Origin of the sequence: Burkholderia sp. 9120 (genome assembly GCF_000745015.1) — a bacterium.
In the GTDB taxonomy this organism is placed as follows: domain Bacteria; phylum Pseudomonadota; class Gammaproteobacteria; order Burkholderiales; family Burkholderiaceae; genus Paraburkholderia.
This window is the reverse complement of sequence record NZ_JQNA01000002.1, coordinates 3,461,399-3,478,318: the sequence shown is the minus strand read 5'-3', so window position 1 is coordinate 3,478,318 and position 16,920 is coordinate 3,461,399. Positions and strand designations below refer to the sequence as shown.

The following is a 16,920-nucleotide window of genomic DNA, read 5'->3' as shown; positions in this document are numbered from 1 at the left end:
ACACACGCGTTCGTGTGAGTTCGCGTGTGAGTTCTCATCTGAGTTCGCGCGCGGTTTCCCGCAGCCCCGCATTCACTCGCGCGAGCTTTTCCACGCTCTTAAGTCTGGCTTAATTCTTTGCTGTAACTATGACTCCACAACATCCCCTGTTGAGCCGCCAGAACATCGGCGGCGCTTTTTCTCCGGGGTGTCGGGGACGCGCCGAAAGGCAGGCAGCATACCTGCGAAGAAGGAGTCAAACATGGTTGAAGACACGGTATTCGAGCATCTGCGCGCCCTACCCGGCAACGAATGGGTTCGGCAGATTCATTCGTGCAAGGTCTCGGATCCTCTGCAGCCGCCTTGGGGACGTTCGTACCGTCTCGTCGAATGGACCATGAAACACACGCCCGAATCAAGCCGCCGGGTCGTGCCCGCCGAAAGCACGCCGTTCGAGATCGCTCAGGCTGTCGTCTCACATGTGCCGGGGCGACGTTTCTGCCAGCATGGCGACGAATAAGCGCGCGCGTTTCGAATCGCATTGAATTGAATTGCGCCGCCTCACATTCGTTTATCGAACAAGCCGGGTCTTGCAATGCTTGACAGTTGCCCGCAACGCTTCTGCCTATGATGGATGCTTCCGCCGACACCTTAGATGGTTACGCCATGAACTATCCGTACGACCTCCTCACCGCCGCGTGCCTGTTCATCATCGTGGTCTCGACGTCGATCATGCTCGCGTTGAGCTGAGTTGATCGAAGCCGGCCGCTGCGTTGGTTTTTGCGGCGGTAAGCGGCGAATGCACGGTCAATAGCCGGCTGATGCATGCCCAACGCGCACGACGCGCTTCCGTAAAAAGACGGGATATACTGTACATATATACAGTAATTTTCGTCTGAGCAATGCGCCTTCCTCCCTTCGATCCTCCCACGCTCGCCGAGCTGCGAGCCTGGTGGCGTACGCGTGACGAACATGCCGTGCAGCGGCTCATCCTCGAAATCCAACGTCAGCGGCTCACGCTGCTGGAGTTGCGCAATCTGATCGATTGTGGCGTTCAGCAGGCGCGCGCCACGGATCGCACGCTGGTCGAACGCGGCGAACCGTTAATGACGCTACGCATCAGAATCGCACAGGAAGTGCTGCGGGTCGGCGACATCGACGATACGCGGCAAATGAGTCGCGCCGCGCAGGAAAAGCTCGCGGTCCGCACCGAGGGGCAAATGGAATATGCACGCGAGGGCCGCCTGAGACGGCAGCGCCGCAATATCTAGCGAAGGCCGCGAGTCATCGTCGGCTCTGCACATAACGAAACGGACGTGGCACCGCGCGGTTGGGTCAGCGCGTTTGCGTGGCGACGCGCAGGCCGAGCGAGATAAACAGCACACCGATGATCTTGTTCTGCCAACGGCTCAACCAGGTCAGCCGCTTGACGAGTTTGCCGAGCGGACGAATCGTCAACACGATCAGCGTCGTATAAAGCGCGCTCATGCCCACGAAAATGAGTCCGAGCGTGGTGAATTGCAAAAACGTCGAACCGTGCTCGGGTCGCACGAATTGCGGCAGAAACGCGAGAAAGAACAGTGCGGTCTTGGGATTCAATACTTCAGCGGGAATGGCCTGAAAGAAGGCTTTCGAAGGCGACACCGGCGCGACCGTAGGCAAATGCGCGTGGCTCTGCTTCTCGCGCAATGCACGAATGCCGAGATAAACGAGGTACGCGGCACCGGCGAATTTCACGGCGTTGAAGGCGAGTGCCGAGGTCATCAGCAGCGCCGACAGTCCGATCGACGCTGCCAGCGTATGAACGAAATCGCCGGTGGCGACACCGAGGCCGGTGAGAATGCCGGCCTTTCGGCCACCATGCACGGTACGCGTCAACACCAGCAATACGGCCGGCCCGGGGATCAGAAAGAGCCCGAGTACAACGGCAACGAAAGTCCCTAGGGTCGATAAATCGAGCATGTCGTCTCCTTGATGGTGCGCTGGGTTCGGCGTGCAAGCACGTGTTCCGCGGAACATTGTAGACGAACGCACTCCTGGCCTAGACTTCTGTCTTTTGCACTCCGGCGCTGAACCGCACGATGAGACCCGGGACGATCCCGAAGACAACCCCGTGTGAAGCGCCGCACCGAACCTACGCATGAGTTACACCCTCTCCTCGCCGTGCATCAAGGAACTCGAGATCCGCAAGAGCCGCTTCATCGCGTACGCGATTCCCGTCGCCGATCGTGACGCCGCGATGGCCGAATTGCGTCGTCTGCGTGAGGAGCATCCGGCCGCCACGCACGTTTGCTGGGCGTTGCTGGCCGGCGGCCAGTCCGGCATGTCCGACGACGGCGAGCCGTCCGGCACCGCGGGACGGCCGATTCTCGAAGTGCTGCGGCATCACGATCTGGACGGCGTTCTGGCGGCCGTCGTGCGCTATTACGGCGGCGTGAAGCTCGGCGCAGGCGGTTTGGTGCGCGCGTACACCGACGCGATCGCATCGGCTTTGCTGGACGCGCCGCGCGTCGAACGGATCGCGCAGATCACGCTCACCGTCGAGGTGAGTTACGCCGACGAGGCCAAAGTGCGCCGCTGGATCGACGCCGAAGGCTATACGCTGACCGACACCGCCCACGCCATGCTGGTGAGGATGACGATCCGCCTGCCCGTCAACGCACTCGACGATGCGCGGCGCGCGTTGGTGGATATGACACAGGGCAAAGCCGGCTTCTTCTGAGCAACAATACAGACAACGCAACCACGCGGCCTGCCCGCCTCGAATCCGCGCGACTGATTCCGCTGTAGCAGCGGCGCTCTAATGACACGGTGTCGATCGGCGAACCGCCTCGTTATGATGAACACCCTCGTGCGAACAGCGGGAATCCAGCCGTCAAGGCACGGAGAATATGGCCGGGCCCGACTCGCTGTTACCATGCTGCTCTGTACCGGATGACTTCATTTAAGAGGCAAATCTTCTGACTTCGACCGCCGCTCATTCCAGCACAGCGCCTCAGACGCCGCGACGGAGCCTGACGTCGCTTCGTTCCCTGCGTTCGCCCCGCCGGTCCACGGTCCTCAAAGGCTGCGGCGTGATCGCGCTGCCGTTGATGCTGTCCGCCTGCTCCTGGTCCTGGTTCGGTCTGAATTGCGCGCCGCGCGCGAGTACCGCGCATCCCACGGGTTCATTGAGCGTGGCGCCTGCCCACGATTTCGCCTACATGGCGGCGCGCAGCGGCAAGGTCTCGCCAAACCGGATAGAAAACACCGCCATGACCGGTATCGTGCTCAAGGACGATATCAATGAAGCCGTGCGCAACGGGATCGTGCGTAGCCTGCAGATGTCGGGCTTTCATCTCGACACGGGCAAACGGATTCTGAGCGGCAGCATCGAGAAATTCACGGTAGACGACGAACGCTCACCCGCGTCCTGGACGCTGAAAATGCGCTACGTAGTCACCGACGCCGCAACCCAGAAAGTGGTGTTTTCAACCACCAAAACGGTCAGGCAAAAGTCGCCGAAATTCACCAGCAACACCATTGCGATCGAAGATACCGTGAAGCTGAGCGTCGATGCGTTGATCGGCGATCCGGGCTTTGTCAAAAGCGTGAATTGAGCGGGATACGCGTAGTTTTAGCGCCCGATTCGCCGCCGCTTCAATCGCTGCTGCGGCGCGTTTCTGGTGGCTATCGGCGTGAGCTTTCTACTGGTCCGGCGCACCTGACTTCGCCACGTTCCACGATTTCCACGTCGCCGTAATACAGCGTGCGTTCGCTGACATCGGACGGTCGCGTTTTCCACCACCATTTGTAAATGCCAATCTTCAGATAAGCCTCCTTGTCGCCGGGATAAGCGTTGGCAACGCCGGCGCTGTGCATCACGCGCACGCCGTCCTTGTACAACTCCGTCAATGCATTCGTGCCTTCGTCGTCAGGGCGATAGCGCAGGAGCCAGCTCACGGCCTTGCCGGTGTCGGCTGCGGGTGTACCGAACGTGACTGATTGATTCGCCTCGCCCGGGCCACTTCTCACCTCGGCCTGGTAATGGCCGCCCGCCAACATCAGCGCGAAGGGCGGCGATCCGGTGAAGCCGCCTTGATGCAATTGCGTAATGATCTCCGGCTGCCGCGTGTCGAATCGATAACCGGCGGGGATCATGGTGGACCACCGAACTTCGTATGCTTTACCCACCGCGAAATGCACGACCGGCGCAAAGACCATTTCCACGCGAGGCGTCCCATTCGCGACACGAGAGAAACTTTCCGAGCGACGCATCGTCGTTTTCAGCGCGACACCGTTGAATTGCGGCATCGCGACGGTCGACATGGAATCCGGTTCGGGGGCTTGAATCGTCAAACGAGGATCGATGCCGTCGTGCCATGCGCTGCGATATAAAACCGTGTAAGCGCCGCTGTCATGCCGGTCGGGCGACGACGTACCGCACGCCGCCAACACAATCCCCATCCCTGCGACCCAGTTCAGTCTATTTGCCATATCCACCTGCCGAACCGCGATGCAGGCGACCCAGCGTCATGGCGATACGCGCTTTGAGCAGCATCAGTGCGAAGCGGTTGTTGGTGACGAAATAGCGCTTCCACATACGGCGCGGTTCCTGCGCGACACGATAAGCCCACTCGAGACCGCTGCGCTGCATCCAGGGCGGCGCACGGCGCACCTTGCCGGCGACGACGTCGAACGTCCCGCCCACACCCATCACGAAATCGACCCCAAGCTGCGCTTTCCAGCGGTTGATGAACGCCTCTTTTTTCGGCGACGTGATCGCGACAAACAGCAGTCGCGCGCCCGAACGACGGATCATGTCCACGATCGCGGCTTCATCGTCCCAGAAGTAGCCGTGGTGATAGCCGACGATCCGCAGCCCGGCATAGCGCGCCGAAACCGCCGCGGCCGTGCGCGTCACCACGGTATCCGTCGCGCCGAGCAGGAACACCGGCAGCGAACGTTGCGCCGACATCTGTAACAGGCGCTCGAACAGATCGATACCAGCCACCCGTTCGCGCACCGGCTGCCCCAACAGCCGTGCGCCCCACACCACGCCCATGCCGTCGATATTGACGATGTCGCACGCGCGCACCGAAGCGGCCAGTTCCACGTCCGTCTGCAGATGGACGAGCTTCGCCACATTGACCACGACGTGCTGCGTGAACTGCTTGCGTTCGATCCGCGCGCCGATCCAGTCGACGGTCTCGTTCATCGTTGCAATGTCCACGGGACAGGAGAAGAGTTCGACGCGTTTCATGACAGTTCCTGCTGCTTCGAGTGGTGAGCCGGTTGTGTGGTCGTGTCGGACGTGTCGGAAGACGGGCGTTGCCGATCGTCGTGACCGTCGCCGAGAATCGATCGATATAGGCGGTCAATTTGCGCCGCTACGTCCGCTGAGAAATAGCCGAGCGACTTCAGCCGCTGTCTTCCATTTGAGCGTTTCGCATGTTTCAGCACATCGGCCGTGGCGCGCGCGAGCGTCCCCGCGTCGCGGCCCTCGATCACCGCGCAGTTCGATACGCCTTGAAGCAGGTGCCTGACGTCGCCCACGTCGACGGACACGATGGGTAGATTGACCGCCATGGCCTCCTTGACCGATTGCGGCGAGCCTTCCCTTTTCGAGGTCATGACGAGGCAATCGGCCTGCAGGAGTAGATCGCGTACTTCATGGCGATCGAGGCCGTCGATATATCGCTCCTCCACGTCGCATCCAAATGACACCGGCAAGCGCGCAATGACCGCGCTGAAAAGCGGATAGTCTTTCTCCACTCGTTTCGGCGATGAAGGAAAGACCACGATTTTCCGGCGAGCCACGGCCTCATGTTTGTCGACCGGTTCCGCAAACAACGTTTCGTTGACGGCACAGGGAAGGGTCGAGCAGTGTCTTGACGCACGGCTCACCTTCGCGGAAATCTCATCGCTCACGCCAATGCAAGCGTGCGCGAAGCGTGCCGCGGCGAGCGATATCGCTCTGATCCAGCTGCGCCCCATCACATCGGAACCGTGAAACGTCACGACGATTTTCGCGTGGGAGAATAGTCTGACCAGCGGCGCCGAACACGCGCTCAGGCCGAAGTGATAATGAACCACGTCGTACGCGTCACCCCTGACCCGGCTTACCACACGGAAAAGAGACTTCAGGTACGCGAGTTGGCCGCGCCAGCCTTCGATCACCAGAACGTCGACCACATCGCCGTAGAGTGCACGCAACGCCAGGACCTGCTCGGTCACAAACACGCCCTGCGTGGGGTGAGCCGCATTGCATCCGGCGTACATGTTCGTTACTACGAGAATCTTCATCGGCGTGTCCCGAAGTTGTTGCGTGAGCGGACCCTGCCTGAAACAAGACCCTTGTCGCCGGACCGCGATAAGGCGTGCATGACGAGCAACGCCGAAAAGACATAGGAGGGAGAGACAAAGGCCATTGAAAAAATGTTGTCGAAACAGAACGCCGCGACAAGGAACATCCACGGCATGCCGACACGTTGCCCCTGGCCGTAGCGCAACACGAACCCAAGCCAAACGAGCGCGCCCAGCAAGCCGATTTCGACAAAAAGGTGCGGATAGAAGGTGTCGGTTGTCTTCAGGATGCTACCGAGCCCGTACCAGTTGAAGTGATAGACGCCATAAAGCGGCGAGCCATACTTGACCGATGCGGGGCCGCCGAACGACCCGAGCCCTTCTCCGAAGAAGTTACCTTTGGCCAGCGACTCGACCATCACCCGGTAAGACTCGGCCCGCGCCGAATTGCCTTCGACGATATAGAACGAGATCTTGGCCGACGCCACGTTGAACAGCGAGTCCAGATAGCCGTTGGCCATCACCCAAAGCGCCACGCCTGCCACTGCGCCCGCCATCAGCCAGACACGCGGACTCACCTTCCTCGCGATCAGCGGATAAACCGCCAACGTCGCGAACATCTTGAACGAGAAGCCAAGAAGCGCGAACAGAACGAATAGCCACGACATGGCACGGGATCGCTCCGTCGGCCTGTACTGTCGGCACAGCAGGAACGCACAGAAGTTGATGAAGCTGAACTCCGAAAAGAACCCCATCCAACCCTGCGCCCGCAGGAACAAACCCGAATCGATACGGATCGGCAACAGCACCGGTAGACCGGTGAGATAAGCCAGATAGAAATAGCATTGAAAGAGATCGTTGCTGAGCACAACCACGAAGAACACGGTCATCACCGTATCGATCCGGTCGCGATAGGCAAACAGCGCAACCGTGATAACGATCGGAAACAGAAAGCGGAGGAACTCTTCCATTCCCGCGTCTGCGTTGAACGACCGCACGAGACCAATACAGAGTACGAACAGCAGCGGCGCGGCCAGCACGATCAGGCGATGAAATCGCGGCCTGAGGGAAATCGCCAGCAGCAGAAGACCGAACGCGAAAATCTTGACGAGTTGCGCGCGCTCGCTTTCGAGCGTGAGCATCGTGTCGCTGATGCAGAACGCCAGATAAGCCAGCGCGACTGCCCATGCGCCGATTGAATGGAGCGTCAACGGTCGCCTTGCCGCAGCGTCGTATAGAGCCCATCGCGCGGCGCTCATGAACGCACCCCCTGCGCGATGGACGCCGCGTGCACGCCGTTGGCCTGAGCGCCGGCACGCTGCATCGCGTATTGGCGGTACACCTGGGCTGCCTTGCCGCAGACAAGCCAGTTGCGAACAGCGATCACTGCAATGGCCGACACCAGCACCAGCAGAAATCCCACCTGACCACCCCACCCGATGCAAAGCGCGAACAGCACGGCGAAGGTCCCCGTGGTCGCCAGGTTGATCCTCGCCGTGTCGGCACCTTTTTCGAACGCCATCATCACGCTGCTGCCGACTATGCCCATCATGCCGACCGCGCACTGAATCGCGAGCAGCAATCCGGCCACGATCACAGCCATGCGCTCGCCGTTGTCGTTCAGACGCCAAACGGTCATGCCGACGACCATCGCCACGTTGATCGCCAGCACCACGACGTTCGACCACCCAATGTTTCGACGCATGTCACGCAGCGTGTCGTCGAACGGCCGCCCCGCCGATTTGCACTTCGCCAGCTCGGGCAATTGCGCGATCGAAATCGCGCGTGGCAGCAGCATGCCGACGGCCGTCAGCGAGGCGAGCAGCGACAACATGCCCGCGAACGACGCGCCGCACATCAGCGTTGCCGTCGGCACGAGAACCAGCGAAATGCCACCGGACAGAAAGTTCGTCAGGCCAAACTGCAGGCCTTTCACGTCGAATGCTTGCCACCACGCGCCGTGCGACGGCAGACCGATTGCGACGAACATGCCGGCGGCCGTGAGGCCGAGCGCCGCGGCCAGGGCGTACGAGGGCGGCCATCCACTCCAATGGCCGAGATACAGCAATAAACCAGAACCCGCGATCAGCGCCACGTCGAACAGAACCGCCGTTCGATAGCGTTTGTGCGCGACAAAGTAGTGCCGCGCGACCTGATACGCCGTCCATCCCCACAGCAGGAAAACGAAGCCCGACACGTCGAAATGGAGCCGACCGGACAGCGCTAACGCCCTACTCGCGAACGTCACTGCCAATGTCACCGCCAGCGTCGTCGCGACCGCCATGCCCGCGAGCGGATAGAACGCGTCGATCGCAGCCTGTTCGTCGGTCGCGCCGGGTAGGCGCACCAGAATCAGCGTGGCCCAGCCGATCGCCGTGAAAAACCCGGCCATCTGCGCGACCGACATCGTCGACGCGACGTGTCCCAGTTCCGCCAGCGAGTAGATATGCTGCACGGCGAAGAACGTCACCACGCGATACAGTCCCGGCAAACCGGTGCATAAAAGCGCTTCGAACCGTTTGATCACAACGCTACGCATGGCCCGATCCCGGCGCTGCCACACACAGCTTCTGTCCTTTAACCATTCGCCAGCAATCCACGCGTATCGATCACCACCTTCGCCTGCAATCGCACCGGATCGACGCGCTTGAACGGCGCGTGATCGACGAGAACCAGAATCACGTCCGCTTCAGCGAGCGCATCGTTCAGCTCGCAAAGCCGGGCCTTACCCTCCAGCACGCCCGGCAGTGTTCTGATATTCGGCTCGACCACCAGCACCTGCCCGGCAAACCGCTCCGCCAGCTCGCGTGCGATTTCCAGCGCCGGACTCTCGCGCAGGTCGTCTATATTCGCCTTGAACGCCAACCCCAGGCAGGCAATGACCGGCTCCCTGAAGCGCTTCGCCGCACGCTCGACCCGCTCGATCACATAGCGCGGCTTGTCGTCGTTGACGTTGCGCGCGGTGCGGATCAGACGCGCCTGCTCCGGCGCCGAATCGACGATGAACCACGGGTCCACCGCAATGCAGTGCCCACCCACACCCGGCCCCGGCTGAAGAATACTCACGCGCGGATGACGATTGGCGAGCCGGATCAACTCCCACACGTTGATGTCGAGCTTGTCGCAAATGACCGACATCTCATTCGCGAACGCGATATTCACGTCGCGAAACGAGTTCTCGGTGAGCTTGCACATCTCGGCGGTGCGAGCGTCGGTCAGAATGCATTCACCGCGTACGAAGCATTGGTACAGATCGCGCGCCAGCTCGCCACATTTCGGCGTCATGCCGCCAATCACGCGATCGTTCTCGACCAGTTCACGAAGCACGTGCCCCGGCAGCACACGCTCGGGACAATGCGCGACGCGGATATCCGAGTTTTCGCCGGCCTGCTGCGGGAACGTCAGATCCGGACGAACCTCGGCCATCCACGCGGCCATCCGCTCGGTCGCGCCGACCGGCGAGGTCGACTCGAGCACCACCAGATCGCCCTTCTTCAGCACCGGCGCAATCGCCCGGCTCGCGGCTTCGATATAGCTGAGGTCGGGTTTATAGCCGTCGGCGAAGGGCGTCGGCACCGCGACCAGAAAGGCATCGGCTGGCTCCGGCGTCGAGGTCGCGCGCAAATAGCCCTGCGTCACCGCCGCGTGGACCAGCATGTCCAGCTCGGGCTCCACGATGTGAATCTCGCCGAGGTTGATCGTGTCGACCGCGTGCTGATTCACGTCCACGCCGATCACCTGCTTTCTGCGCGCCGCGAAAACCGCCGCGGTCGGCAATCCGATATAGCCCAGGCCGATCACTGAGATGACTTCGAAACTCATTACTCTTCTCTTCCTTCTATTGGTTGGCTTCTTTCAGGCCGCGATCGCGTCGTTCCAGAACGTTGCGAGCGCATCGACAATGCGTTCGCTGGCCTGGCCGTTTCCGTACGGGTTGCCGCCGCGCGTCATGGCGCGATAACCGTCGGCGTCGTCCAGCAGGTGCGCCACGCCGTCGGCGATACGCTGCGCGTGCGTGCCCACCAACCGCACGACGCCGGCGTCGACCGCTTCCTGACGTTCGGTCGTGTCGCGCATCACGAGCACCGGTTTACCGAGCGACGGCGCTTCTTCCTGCACGCCGCCCGAGTCGGTCAGAATCAGCGACGCGCGATCCATCAACCGCACGAACGGCAGATAGTCGAGGGGCTCCAGCAGATGGATGTTCGCCACGCCCGTCAACAGCCGGTTCACCGGCTCGCGCACGCTCGGGTTCAGATGCACCGGGTACACGATGTCGACATCCGGATACGTACGTGCAATCTGCAGCAAGGCGGCGCAAATCTGTTCGAAGCCCGAGCCGAAACTTTCGCGCCGATGCCCCGTCACCAGAATCACGCGCCGTTCAGGCGCCAATCGTGGGAGCAGCCGCTCGGCGGCGTGACACAGCGCGGCATCCGTCGCGAGCTTGCCGCGCACCTGCAGCAACGCGTCGATGACCGTGTTGCCCGTCACCACGATGCGCTGCGCGGCGACGCCTTCCGCCAGCAGGTTGTCTCGCGCCCGGTCGGTCGGCGCGAAGTGCAGCGAGGCCAGCACGCTGGTTATCTTGCGGTTGGCCTCCTCGGGCCAAGGCGACAATAAATTGCCGGTTCGCAAACCCGCTTCGACATGGCCGACCGGAATCCGCTGATAGAACGCCGCGAGCGTCGCGGCCAAGGTCGTGGTCGTGTCGCCGTGAACCAGCACCATGTCGGGTCGGCACGCGCTCAGCACGTCGCGCATGCCGAGCATGATCGACGCGGTCACGTCGTACAGATCCTGGCCGCGCTTCATCACATTCAGATCGAAGTCCGGGCGAATGTCGAACAGGTCGAGCACCTGATCGAGCATCTCGCGATGCTGGCCGGTCACGCACACGAGGCACTCCATCCCGGCGGCACGCTGCAGCCGCTTGACGAGCGGCGCCATCTTGATCGCCTCGGGCCGCGTGCCGAACGTCAGCAAAACTCTTCTTCTCATCGATTCATCTCCAACGCGACGCGGGCTTAAGCCGCCGTCTCCGGCATGCTGTGGTAAGGGGAGTACGCGTAGTCGGACGCGCGTTGCGGCACGTCGCTCAGCACGATTCCGTCGACCGGCACGCCGGCCGCGCCGAGCAGCCGGGTGGTCTCGCGTAGTTCCGCGACGCTATGGCGCGCGTGGCGCATCACCAGCAGCGTCGTGCCGGCGTGTTTGCCGATCAGCGCCGAGTCGGTCACCGCGAGCACCGGCGGCGTATCGAGAATCACGATGTCGTACGCTTTAGCCAACTGCTCGACGACAATGCCGAGGCGCTCGCCGAACAGCATTTCCGCCGGCATCGGCGAGCCGCCGCCGCGCGTCAGCACGTCGAGGTTCGGCAACACCTCACGGCACACCACGCTATCGAGACTCGCGCCGCCGATCATGTCCGGCAGCCCACGTTCGCGCGACAGTCCGAAGTACTGATGCAGCTTGCCGCGCCGCATGTCGCCGTCGACGATCAGTACGCGCTTGCCCACCGAAGCCAGCACCACGGCGAGATTGCCGGACAGGAAAGACTTGCCGATGTGGGGCCGCGGCCCCGTGATCATCACGACGTTATTCGGCGCGCCGGCAAGCCGGAACTGCAGCGCCGTGCGCAGGCTGCGCACGCCTTCGACAGCAATGTCGTCGGGCGCGGCGACCGCCAGAATGTGAGCACCCGGTTCGCTCCGGTCGGCGGCACGCTGCAGGCGCTGTTGCCGCTCGCTGTGCGAGATGACCGCATAGACCGGTGCGTCGGCGATCTGCTCGATCTCGAACGGACTGTCCAGGCCGTTCAGCAACGCACGGCGCACGAAGGCGGCCGCGATACCCGCCATCAAACCCAGCGCCGCGGCGGCCGCGATCACGATGGCCGGCTTCGGCTTCACCGGCTCTTCGGCCGTCACCGCGTAGTCGACCACGCGCACGTTCCCCTGCTGTCCCGCCTTCATCACGCCTAGCTGCTGCGCGCTGTCCATCAGACTGGTGTAGAGGCCCGAATTGATGTCGACGTCGCGCATCAGCCGCACGGCCGATTGCTACGTATCCGGCAGCGCGGCGACCTTCGCACCCAGGTCGGCCTGCTGACGCCGCAGACTGGCCAGTTGCGCATCGATCGCAGTCACCGACGGATGCGTCGGCGTGAAGCGTTGCAGCAGTTCCAAGCGTTGCTGTCGCAGCGCGGCGGTTTGCGTTTTGCCATCGGCGATCGCCTGCAGCAACAAGCGGCTCTCCGCGTCGAGGTCGACGGTGCCGTTGCGGTTACGGAACGTGTTGTAGCGCTGCTCCGCCTGCTCCAGGTCGCCCCTCAATTGCGGCAGCTGATTGCCGAGGAAGCCGAGCATCTGCTGCGCCTGAGCGGATTTCCAGCCGACGTTGCGGCGCACGTATCCGTGCACGATCGCATTGACCGTCGCGGCGGTACGCGCACTGTCGTCACCGTCGAGCCGGATCCCGATGACACCCGACTGCTTGGTTTTCTCGGCGACGTCCAGGGTCTTTTGCAGTAACGCCGTGGTGAGTTGCGTCGACGCGCGGCTCAACCTGAACTCGGTGCCGCTTCGCGCGACTACGCCGTCCACCCGCAGACGGACCGCTCCGTCCGGCGTCATGCCGTCCAGCAGTTCGCCGACGCGCCCCTTCAGCACCGGGTCGCCGTGAGGGTCCAGCAAGTCGAATTGCTGGCCGTCGCCGGCGATCAGCGTGAATTTCCTGTCGTAGAGACTTGGCGGCACGTCGAATTGCGACACGCGCAGCGCTTCGCCGCCCCAGCCGAAACGCGCCAATCCCCACATCGGTTCAGCGAGCATGTCGGCGGACGCGCTGCGCGCGATCCGTCGACCGATCAGCGGGAAATAGCGCGGCCGTGCGTCGATATCGAGGTGCAATTGCCGGACCGCGTCGTCCACCACACCGCGCGAGCGGATCAGTTCAATCTCGGCGTCGGCGCTCGCCTTGCCATTGAACATCTGCGCGAGATCGCCCAGCTTGTCGTTGAGTGCGCCGTTCTCGTCGTCGACCTGAACCGTCGCGTCGGCCCGATAAACCGGCGTGGCAAGCAAGGCATAGGCGATGCCGAGCGTGAGGATCACCGCGGTCATCGCCGCGATCAGCACACGGTTTTCGATCATCACGGACGTGACTTCGGACAGGTCGATTTCATCGTCGTGGCGCGCCGCGACGGGAACAGGATTAGTGTGAATACTCATGATTCAGTGCTGCAGTCCGGCAATCGCACCCAGCCAGCGCTGCACGCCTTGCTCGATCTGTGCCACCGCCATTTCAAAGGTGAATCGACCGCGTCGATACGGGTCGACGATGTCGAGTTGATCGTGCTCGCCGAGGCGGTACACCTTGCCCCGCGCAAACGGAAAGACGCGTTCGATCAGGCCGCATTGCGCTCGCGTCATGGCCAGGATCAATGGCGCGCCACGCACCTGAGCCGATGTCAACGCCGTCGCCACATGCGGTCGCAGGTCGATTCCCTGCACGTCCATCAACTCCACGGCTAACGGCGCCGCGCGATGACCCGCGAGCGCGCGCGTGCCGGCCGAGCGCGTGGGGACTTGCGGCAACGCTTTGGTCAGCAGCGCGGCCGCTATCGGGCTACGGCAAACGTTGCCTTCACAGACCATCAGAACGCCGGTCATTTCGCGATCACTCCCGCGGTCAGACCGGAACTGATCAGCGGCATCAACAGCGTCAACACGCGGTTAAAGCGAACCAGACCACTGCCGTCCACATAGACGACGTCTTTCGGCTGCAACGCGAAGTCTTTGGCGAGCAGCATCGCGACGGGGGAACGGCCGTCGAGATGGAACACTTCAGGCGTACCCGTCAACGAACCGCGAATCACGAACATCTGCGCGGCGTCCGCGGTCGAAGCGTTCACGCTGCCGGCCTGCGACAGCGCATCGGCCAGCGTGATCACACCGGTTCTGCGCGGTACGGCCGAGACCGGCTTATTCACTTCACCCATCACATACACGCCGTTTTCATCGCGCGGCATGACGCGCAGCACGTCGCCGGTAGTCAGAAACAGCCGCGACGGACTCACGCCCTGTGCGAGCAACTGAGTCAGATTCACGCGATGCGACTGGCCGCCGCGCACCAGCACGAGATCGCTTTGATCCGCCGTTTCGCTGAAGCCGCCGGCGCGGCTGAGTGCTTCGTACAGCGTCATCGGTACGTCGTTCACTGACAACGCGCCGGGGCTATGCACTTCACCGTCCACGTAAACCTGATGCGCGCGATAGGACGCCATCCGCACGGTCACCTGCGGTTTGACGAAATATTTGCCGAGCGCGATGCTCAGGCGTTGCTGGATCTCATCGGTGCGCAAGCCCGTCACTTGCAGCGTGCCCGCATACGGAAACGTCAGACTGCCGTTCTGATCGACGATGAAACCGGCGAGCGGATCGCCGGGCCGCGCCGACGACTGGATCTGCGACGACCCGAGCGCGGCCGCGAATTCCGGATGATCCCAAACCACGATTTGCAGCACATCGCCCGCGCCGACCACGTATTCGCGCGGCGTGCCGGACAGCAGTTGCGAGAGTTCGAGTTGTTGCTGTTGACGGCGTTGGGCCAGTTGCGAAATCAACGCCGCGTCGACTTCGGTGATCTCGATTTCGGGCGTGGCGGGTGTTGCGTCGACTTTCTCGCTCACAGCGGGCTGACTGCTTTTCTCCACGGACTGCGCCGCATCGGTCGTATCCACTGCTGCCGTCGCCGAGGTCTGCATACGCATGCCCGGCGCCACCGCACATGCGCTGTTCAACAGCGTCACCGCCATTGTCAGTACAGCAAGCCGATAGCGGGACCGGTTCTTCATTAAAGCAAACATCGTGTTCAACCTACTCCTCAAACGAGCGTGCCGAAGCACGACTCTCGCCCGCCACGCCGTGGCAGGCAGATTCATGATGTGACGAGACGTAATCCCTACAGGCTCAGCAATGCCGAGTGCCAATACTCCAACGCAGCCTTCGTGGAAGTCTCACGTCAATAAGCATTGCGATTCAGAAAACCCTTCACGACCGTCGCGACGACGATCCGCATGTCCAGTCCGAACGACCAGTTGCGCAAGTAGTACAGATCGTGTTCGACACGCCTCTGCATTTTTTCGATCCGATCGGTCTCGCCGCGAAAGCCGTTCACCTGCGCCCAACCGGTAATGCCCGGTTTGATCCGGTAGCGGTGGATATAACCGTCGATGAGGCTGCGGTATTGATCGTCATGTTCTATAGCGTGGGGCCTCGGTCCGACCACCGACATTTCCCCACGCAGCACGTTGAGAAATTGCGGCAACTCGTCGAGACTCGTGCGCCGCAAGAATGCGCCGACGCGCGTGATTCGCAGATCGCCACGGGTGGCCTGGTGAACCACACCGGGTTGCTGCGCGTGTACGCGCATCGACCGGAACTTGTAGATGTGAAAGACGCGGCCGTCGGCGCCCTTGCGTCGTTGCGTAAACAGCGCCGGCCCTTTCGATGTCACCTTCACCGCGAGCGCAATCGACAGCATCAACGGCGCCAACGCGAGCAGCGCCACGGCGGCGAACAACCGGTCGAACAGCGCTTTCTGCAGCAGCGCGTAGGGTGTCATCGGCGAGGCCATCAGGTTGATGGCTGGCGAGCCGAGCAGATCGACCACATTGCGATCGAACATCACGAGACTGCGTACGTCCGGCAGGAAACGCACGTTGACGAGGTCGCTGCTGAACTCCGCGAGGACTCGCAACACGGTGTCCTCCTCGGACATGGGCAATGCGAGCCAGACCTCGTCGATCTGTTCGCGGCGCACCCAGTCCGCAAATTCACGCAGTTGCCGGAATGCGGGCAAACCCGCAATGTCCGGCTCGCTGTCGGGCCAGGTGTTGAAGGTCGCCACGGCGCGAAAACCCGCATCGGGCGAACCCGCGATATGAGCGATCACGCCGTCGCGATGTGCGCCCGCGCCCACCACGGCGACCGTGCGCAGATTGCGGCCGGCACGCCGCATCCGGCCGAGCGCGGCACGCACCAGCAAGCGCGAACCCACCAGCGCGCAGGCCGTGAGCGCAGTCCACGTCACGCACCAGAGCCGCGACAACGACGCGGTGCGATGCAGCAGAAACATGACGGCCACGCCGCACGCCTGAACCACGATCCAGCCGAACACGATGCGCAAGCTCAAGCGCCATTTCGAACGCCCGCGCCACGAGTCGTACACACCGAACCACGGCAACAGCAAGATCGCGAAGCCCATGTCGAACGCCACGAAAGACGTTGCGACGATCGAAAGCGCCGGCTCCACGAAGCAGAGCAACGAAGCCAGCGCCGCACCCAGCGCGATCAGCATCACGTCGAGCAGGCGCGCGAGAGCGCTTTCCATGTCGGCGAAATCACGGCCCGTGGTTTGACGAATCACTGTGTGCATGGCGGCTAACGAATACTTCGTTGTTCAGAAGGACTCGCATTCTGCCTTCGCGTCCGCCACTTAGGCCCGAGAAATTTCCCAATTCGTCGCAGCATTCGCCGGGGCGCTATTCGACCTGCTGATGAGCAATCTGAATGTAAGCCGCCCTGACCCGCGTCGCTCTTTCTATAACCGATACCGAATGCATGAACCGAGAAACTTTAACTATCCGTA

18 protein-coding genes and 1 pseudogene are annotated in these 16,920 nt (G+C 62.2%); 6 read left to right on the top strand and 13 right to left on the bottom strand.

Annotated features, from left to right (window positions below; genetic code table 11):
- Positions 1–241 precede the first annotated feature (241 nt).
- The 3 genes from FA94_RS23810 (at position 242) to FA94_RS23805 (ending at position 1,250) form a co-directional block, all read left to right on the top strand.
- Positions 242–499 (top strand): DUF2866 domain-containing protein, encoded by a 258-nt coding sequence (locus FA94_RS23810; protein ID WP_035555897.1) that lies wholly within the window; start codon positions 242–244, stop codon positions 497–499.
- 107 nt (positions 500–606) lie between these two features.
- The gene (locus tag FA94_RS39795; RefSeq protein ID WP_279614180.1) at positions 607–729 is read left to right on the top strand and encodes a hypothetical protein; all 123 of its coding nucleotides are present in this window, start codon (positions 607–609) and stop codon (positions 727–729) included.
- Between the two features lie 152 nt (positions 730–881).
- A complete protein-coding gene (locus FA94_RS23805; RefSeq protein ID WP_035555896.1) occupies positions 882–1,250 on the top strand; it encodes a hypothetical protein in 369 nt (122 codons plus the stop codon).
- 64 nt (positions 1,251–1,314) lie between these two features.
- Here FA94_RS23805 and FA94_RS23800 read toward each other — a convergent pair whose 3' ends face one another.
- Entirely contained in the window at positions 1,315–1,941 is a 627-nt protein-coding gene (locus tag FA94_RS23800) for a LysE family translocator (protein WP_035555894.1), read from the bottom strand.
- A gap of 178 nt (positions 1,942–2,119) precedes the next feature.
- Here FA94_RS23800 and FA94_RS23795 point away from each other — a divergent pair, with 178 nt between their 5' ends.
- From FA94_RS23795 to FA94_RS39560, 3 genes and pseudogenes are all read left to right on the top strand, one after another.
- Entirely contained in the window at positions 2,120–2,701 is a 582-nt protein-coding gene (locus tag FA94_RS23795; RefSeq protein WP_035555892.1) for an IMPACT family protein, read from the top strand.
- A gap of 370 nt (positions 2,702–3,071) precedes the next feature.
- On the top strand, positions 3,072–3,578 hold the full coding sequence (locus FA94_RS23790) for a hypothetical protein (protein WP_081936362.1): 507 nt from the start codon (positions 3,072–3,074) through the stop codon (positions 3,576–3,578).
- 27 nt (positions 3,579–3,605) lie between these two features.
- Positions 3,606–3,686, top strand: a pseudogene (locus tag FA94_RS39560) (LysE family translocator); the annotation flags it as partial.
- Here the strand turns inward: FA94_RS39560 and FA94_RS23785 are convergent.
- The 12 genes from FA94_RS23785 to FA94_RS23735 all read right to left on the bottom strand — a co-directional run bounded on the left by FA94_RS23785 (position 3,649) and on the right by FA94_RS23735 (position 16,707).
- Positions 3,649–4,455 (bottom strand): heparin lyase I family protein, encoded by an 807-nt coding sequence (locus tag FA94_RS23785; RefSeq protein WP_081936077.1) that lies wholly within the window; start codon positions 4,453–4,455, stop codon positions 3,649–3,651. The pseudogene FA94_RS39560 and the gene FA94_RS23785 sit on opposite strands and share 38 nt — an antisense overlap.
- Complete coding sequence (locus FA94_RS23780; RefSeq protein WP_051980694.1) at positions 4,445–5,221, bottom strand: WecB/TagA/CpsF family glycosyltransferase; 777 nt, start codon at positions 5,219–5,221, stop codon at positions 4,445–4,447. Before FA94_RS23780 ends, FA94_RS23785 begins: the two co-directional genes overlap by 11 nt.
- Complete coding sequence (locus tag FA94_RS23775; RefSeq protein WP_231585134.1) at positions 5,218–6,240, bottom strand: glycosyltransferase family 4 protein; 1,023 nt, start codon at positions 6,238–6,240, stop codon at positions 5,218–5,220. The genes FA94_RS23780 and FA94_RS23775 overlap by 4 nt, the downstream gene beginning before the upstream one ends.
- 20 nt (positions 6,241–6,260) lie before the next feature.
- Positions 6,261–7,475 (bottom strand): hypothetical protein, encoded by a 1,215-nt coding sequence (locus tag FA94_RS23770; protein ID WP_231585018.1) that lies wholly within the window; start codon positions 7,473–7,475, stop codon positions 6,261–6,263.
- 44 nt (positions 7,476–7,519) lie between these two features.
- On the bottom strand, positions 7,520–8,803 hold the full coding sequence (locus FA94_RS23765) for a hypothetical protein (RefSeq protein ID WP_051980692.1): 1,284 nt from the start codon (positions 8,801–8,803) through the stop codon (positions 7,520–7,522).
- Between the two features lie 38 nt (positions 8,804–8,841).
- Positions 8,842–10,086, bottom strand: a complete 1,245-nt coding sequence (wecC, locus tag FA94_RS23760) for a UDP-N-acetyl-D-mannosamine dehydrogenase (RefSeq protein ID WP_035555886.1) — start codon at positions 10,084–10,086, stop codon at positions 8,842–8,844.
- Between the two features lie 33 nt (positions 10,087–10,119).
- Complete coding sequence (gene wecB, locus FA94_RS23755; RefSeq protein WP_035555884.1) at positions 10,120–11,265, bottom strand: non-hydrolyzing UDP-N-acetylglucosamine 2-epimerase; 1,146 nt, start codon at positions 11,263–11,265, stop codon at positions 10,120–10,122.
- A 26-nt stretch (positions 11,266–11,291) separates the two neighbouring features.
- On the bottom strand, positions 11,292–12,320 hold the full coding sequence (locus FA94_RS39555; protein ID WP_286166026.1) for a polysaccharide biosynthesis tyrosine autokinase: 1,029 nt from the start codon (positions 12,318–12,320) through the stop codon (positions 11,292–11,294).
- A gap of 9 nt (positions 12,321–12,329) precedes the next feature.
- Complete coding sequence (locus FA94_RS39550) at positions 12,330–13,499, bottom strand: Wzz/FepE/Etk N-terminal domain-containing protein (RefSeq protein WP_231585016.1); 1,170 nt, start codon at positions 13,497–13,499, stop codon at positions 12,330–12,332.
- Positions 13,500–13,502: 3 nt separating this feature from the next.
- A complete protein-coding gene (locus FA94_RS23745) occupies positions 13,503–13,940 on the bottom strand; it encodes an arsenate reductase/protein-tyrosine-phosphatase family protein (protein WP_035555882.1) in 438 nt (145 codons plus the stop codon).
- On the bottom strand, positions 13,937–15,124 hold the full coding sequence (locus tag FA94_RS23740; protein WP_231585015.1) for a polysaccharide biosynthesis/export family protein: 1,188 nt from the start codon (positions 15,122–15,124) through the stop codon (positions 13,937–13,939). Before FA94_RS23740 ends, FA94_RS23745 begins: the two co-directional genes overlap by 4 nt.
- 167 nt (positions 15,125–15,291) lie before the next feature.
- The gene (locus FA94_RS23735; RefSeq protein WP_035555878.1) at positions 15,292–16,707 is read right to left on the bottom strand and encodes an undecaprenyl-phosphate glucose phosphotransferase; all 1,416 of its coding nucleotides are present in this window, start codon (positions 16,705–16,707) and stop codon (positions 15,292–15,294) included.
- Positions 16,708–16,920 lie beyond the last annotated feature (213 nt).

Bases quoted from the DNA above. Each gene is read 5' to 3' on its own strand.
- FA94_RS23810 (WP_035555897.1), top strand. From the start codon at position 242: ATGGTTGAAGACACGGTATTCGAGCATCTGCGCGCCCTACCCGGCAAC.
- FA94_RS39795 (WP_279614180.1), top strand. From the start codon at position 607: ATGATGGATGCTTCCGCCGACACCTTAGATGGTTACGCCATGAACTAT.
- FA94_RS23805 (WP_035555896.1), top strand. From the start codon at position 882: ATGCGCCTTCCTCCCTTCGATCCTCCCACGCTCGCCGAGCTGCGAGCC.
- FA94_RS23800 (WP_035555894.1), bottom strand. From the start codon at position 1,941: ATGCTCGATTTATCGACCCTAGGGACTTTCGTTGCCGTTGTACTCGGG.
- FA94_RS23795 (WP_035555892.1), top strand. From the start codon at position 2,120: ATGAGTTACACCCTCTCCTCGCCGTGCATCAAGGAACTCGAGATCCGC.
- FA94_RS23790 (WP_081936362.1), top strand. From the start codon at position 3,072: ATGCTGTCCGCCTGCTCCTGGTCCTGGTTCGGTCTGAATTGCGCGCCG.
- FA94_RS23785 (WP_081936077.1), bottom strand. From the start codon at position 4,455: ATGGCAAATAGACTGAACTGGGTCGCAGGGATGGGGATTGTGTTGGCG.
- FA94_RS23780 (WP_051980694.1), bottom strand. From the start codon at position 5,221: ATGAAACGCGTCGAACTCTTCTCCTGTCCCGTGGACATTGCAACGATG.
- FA94_RS23775 (WP_231585134.1), bottom strand. From the start codon at position 6,240: ATGTACGCCGGATGCAATGCGGCTCACCCCACGCAGGGCGTGTTTGTG.
- FA94_RS23765 (WP_051980692.1), bottom strand. From the start codon at position 8,803: ATGCGTAGCGTTGTGATCAAACGGTTCGAAGCGCTTTTATGCACCGGT.
- wecC (WP_035555886.1), bottom strand. From the start codon at position 10,086: ATGAGTTTCGAAGTCATCTCAGTGATCGGCCTGGGCTATATCGGATTG.
- wecB (WP_035555884.1), bottom strand. From the start codon at position 11,265: ATGAGAAGAAGAGTTTTGCTGACGTTCGGCACGCGGCCCGAGGCGATC.
- FA94_RS39550 (WP_231585016.1), bottom strand. From the start codon at position 13,499: ATGAGTATTCACACTAATCCTGTTCCCGTCGCGGCGCGCCACGACGAT.
- FA94_RS23745 (WP_035555882.1), bottom strand. From the start codon at position 13,940: ATGACCGGCGTTCTGATGGTCTGTGAAGGCAACGTTTGCCGTAGCCCG.
- FA94_RS23740 (WP_231585015.1), bottom strand. From the start codon at position 15,124: ATGAAGAACCGGTCCCGCTATCGGCTTGCTGTACTGACAATGGCGGTG.
- FA94_RS23735 (WP_035555878.1), bottom strand. From the start codon at position 16,707: ATGCACACAGTGATTCGTCAAACCACGGGCCGTGATTTCGCCGACATG.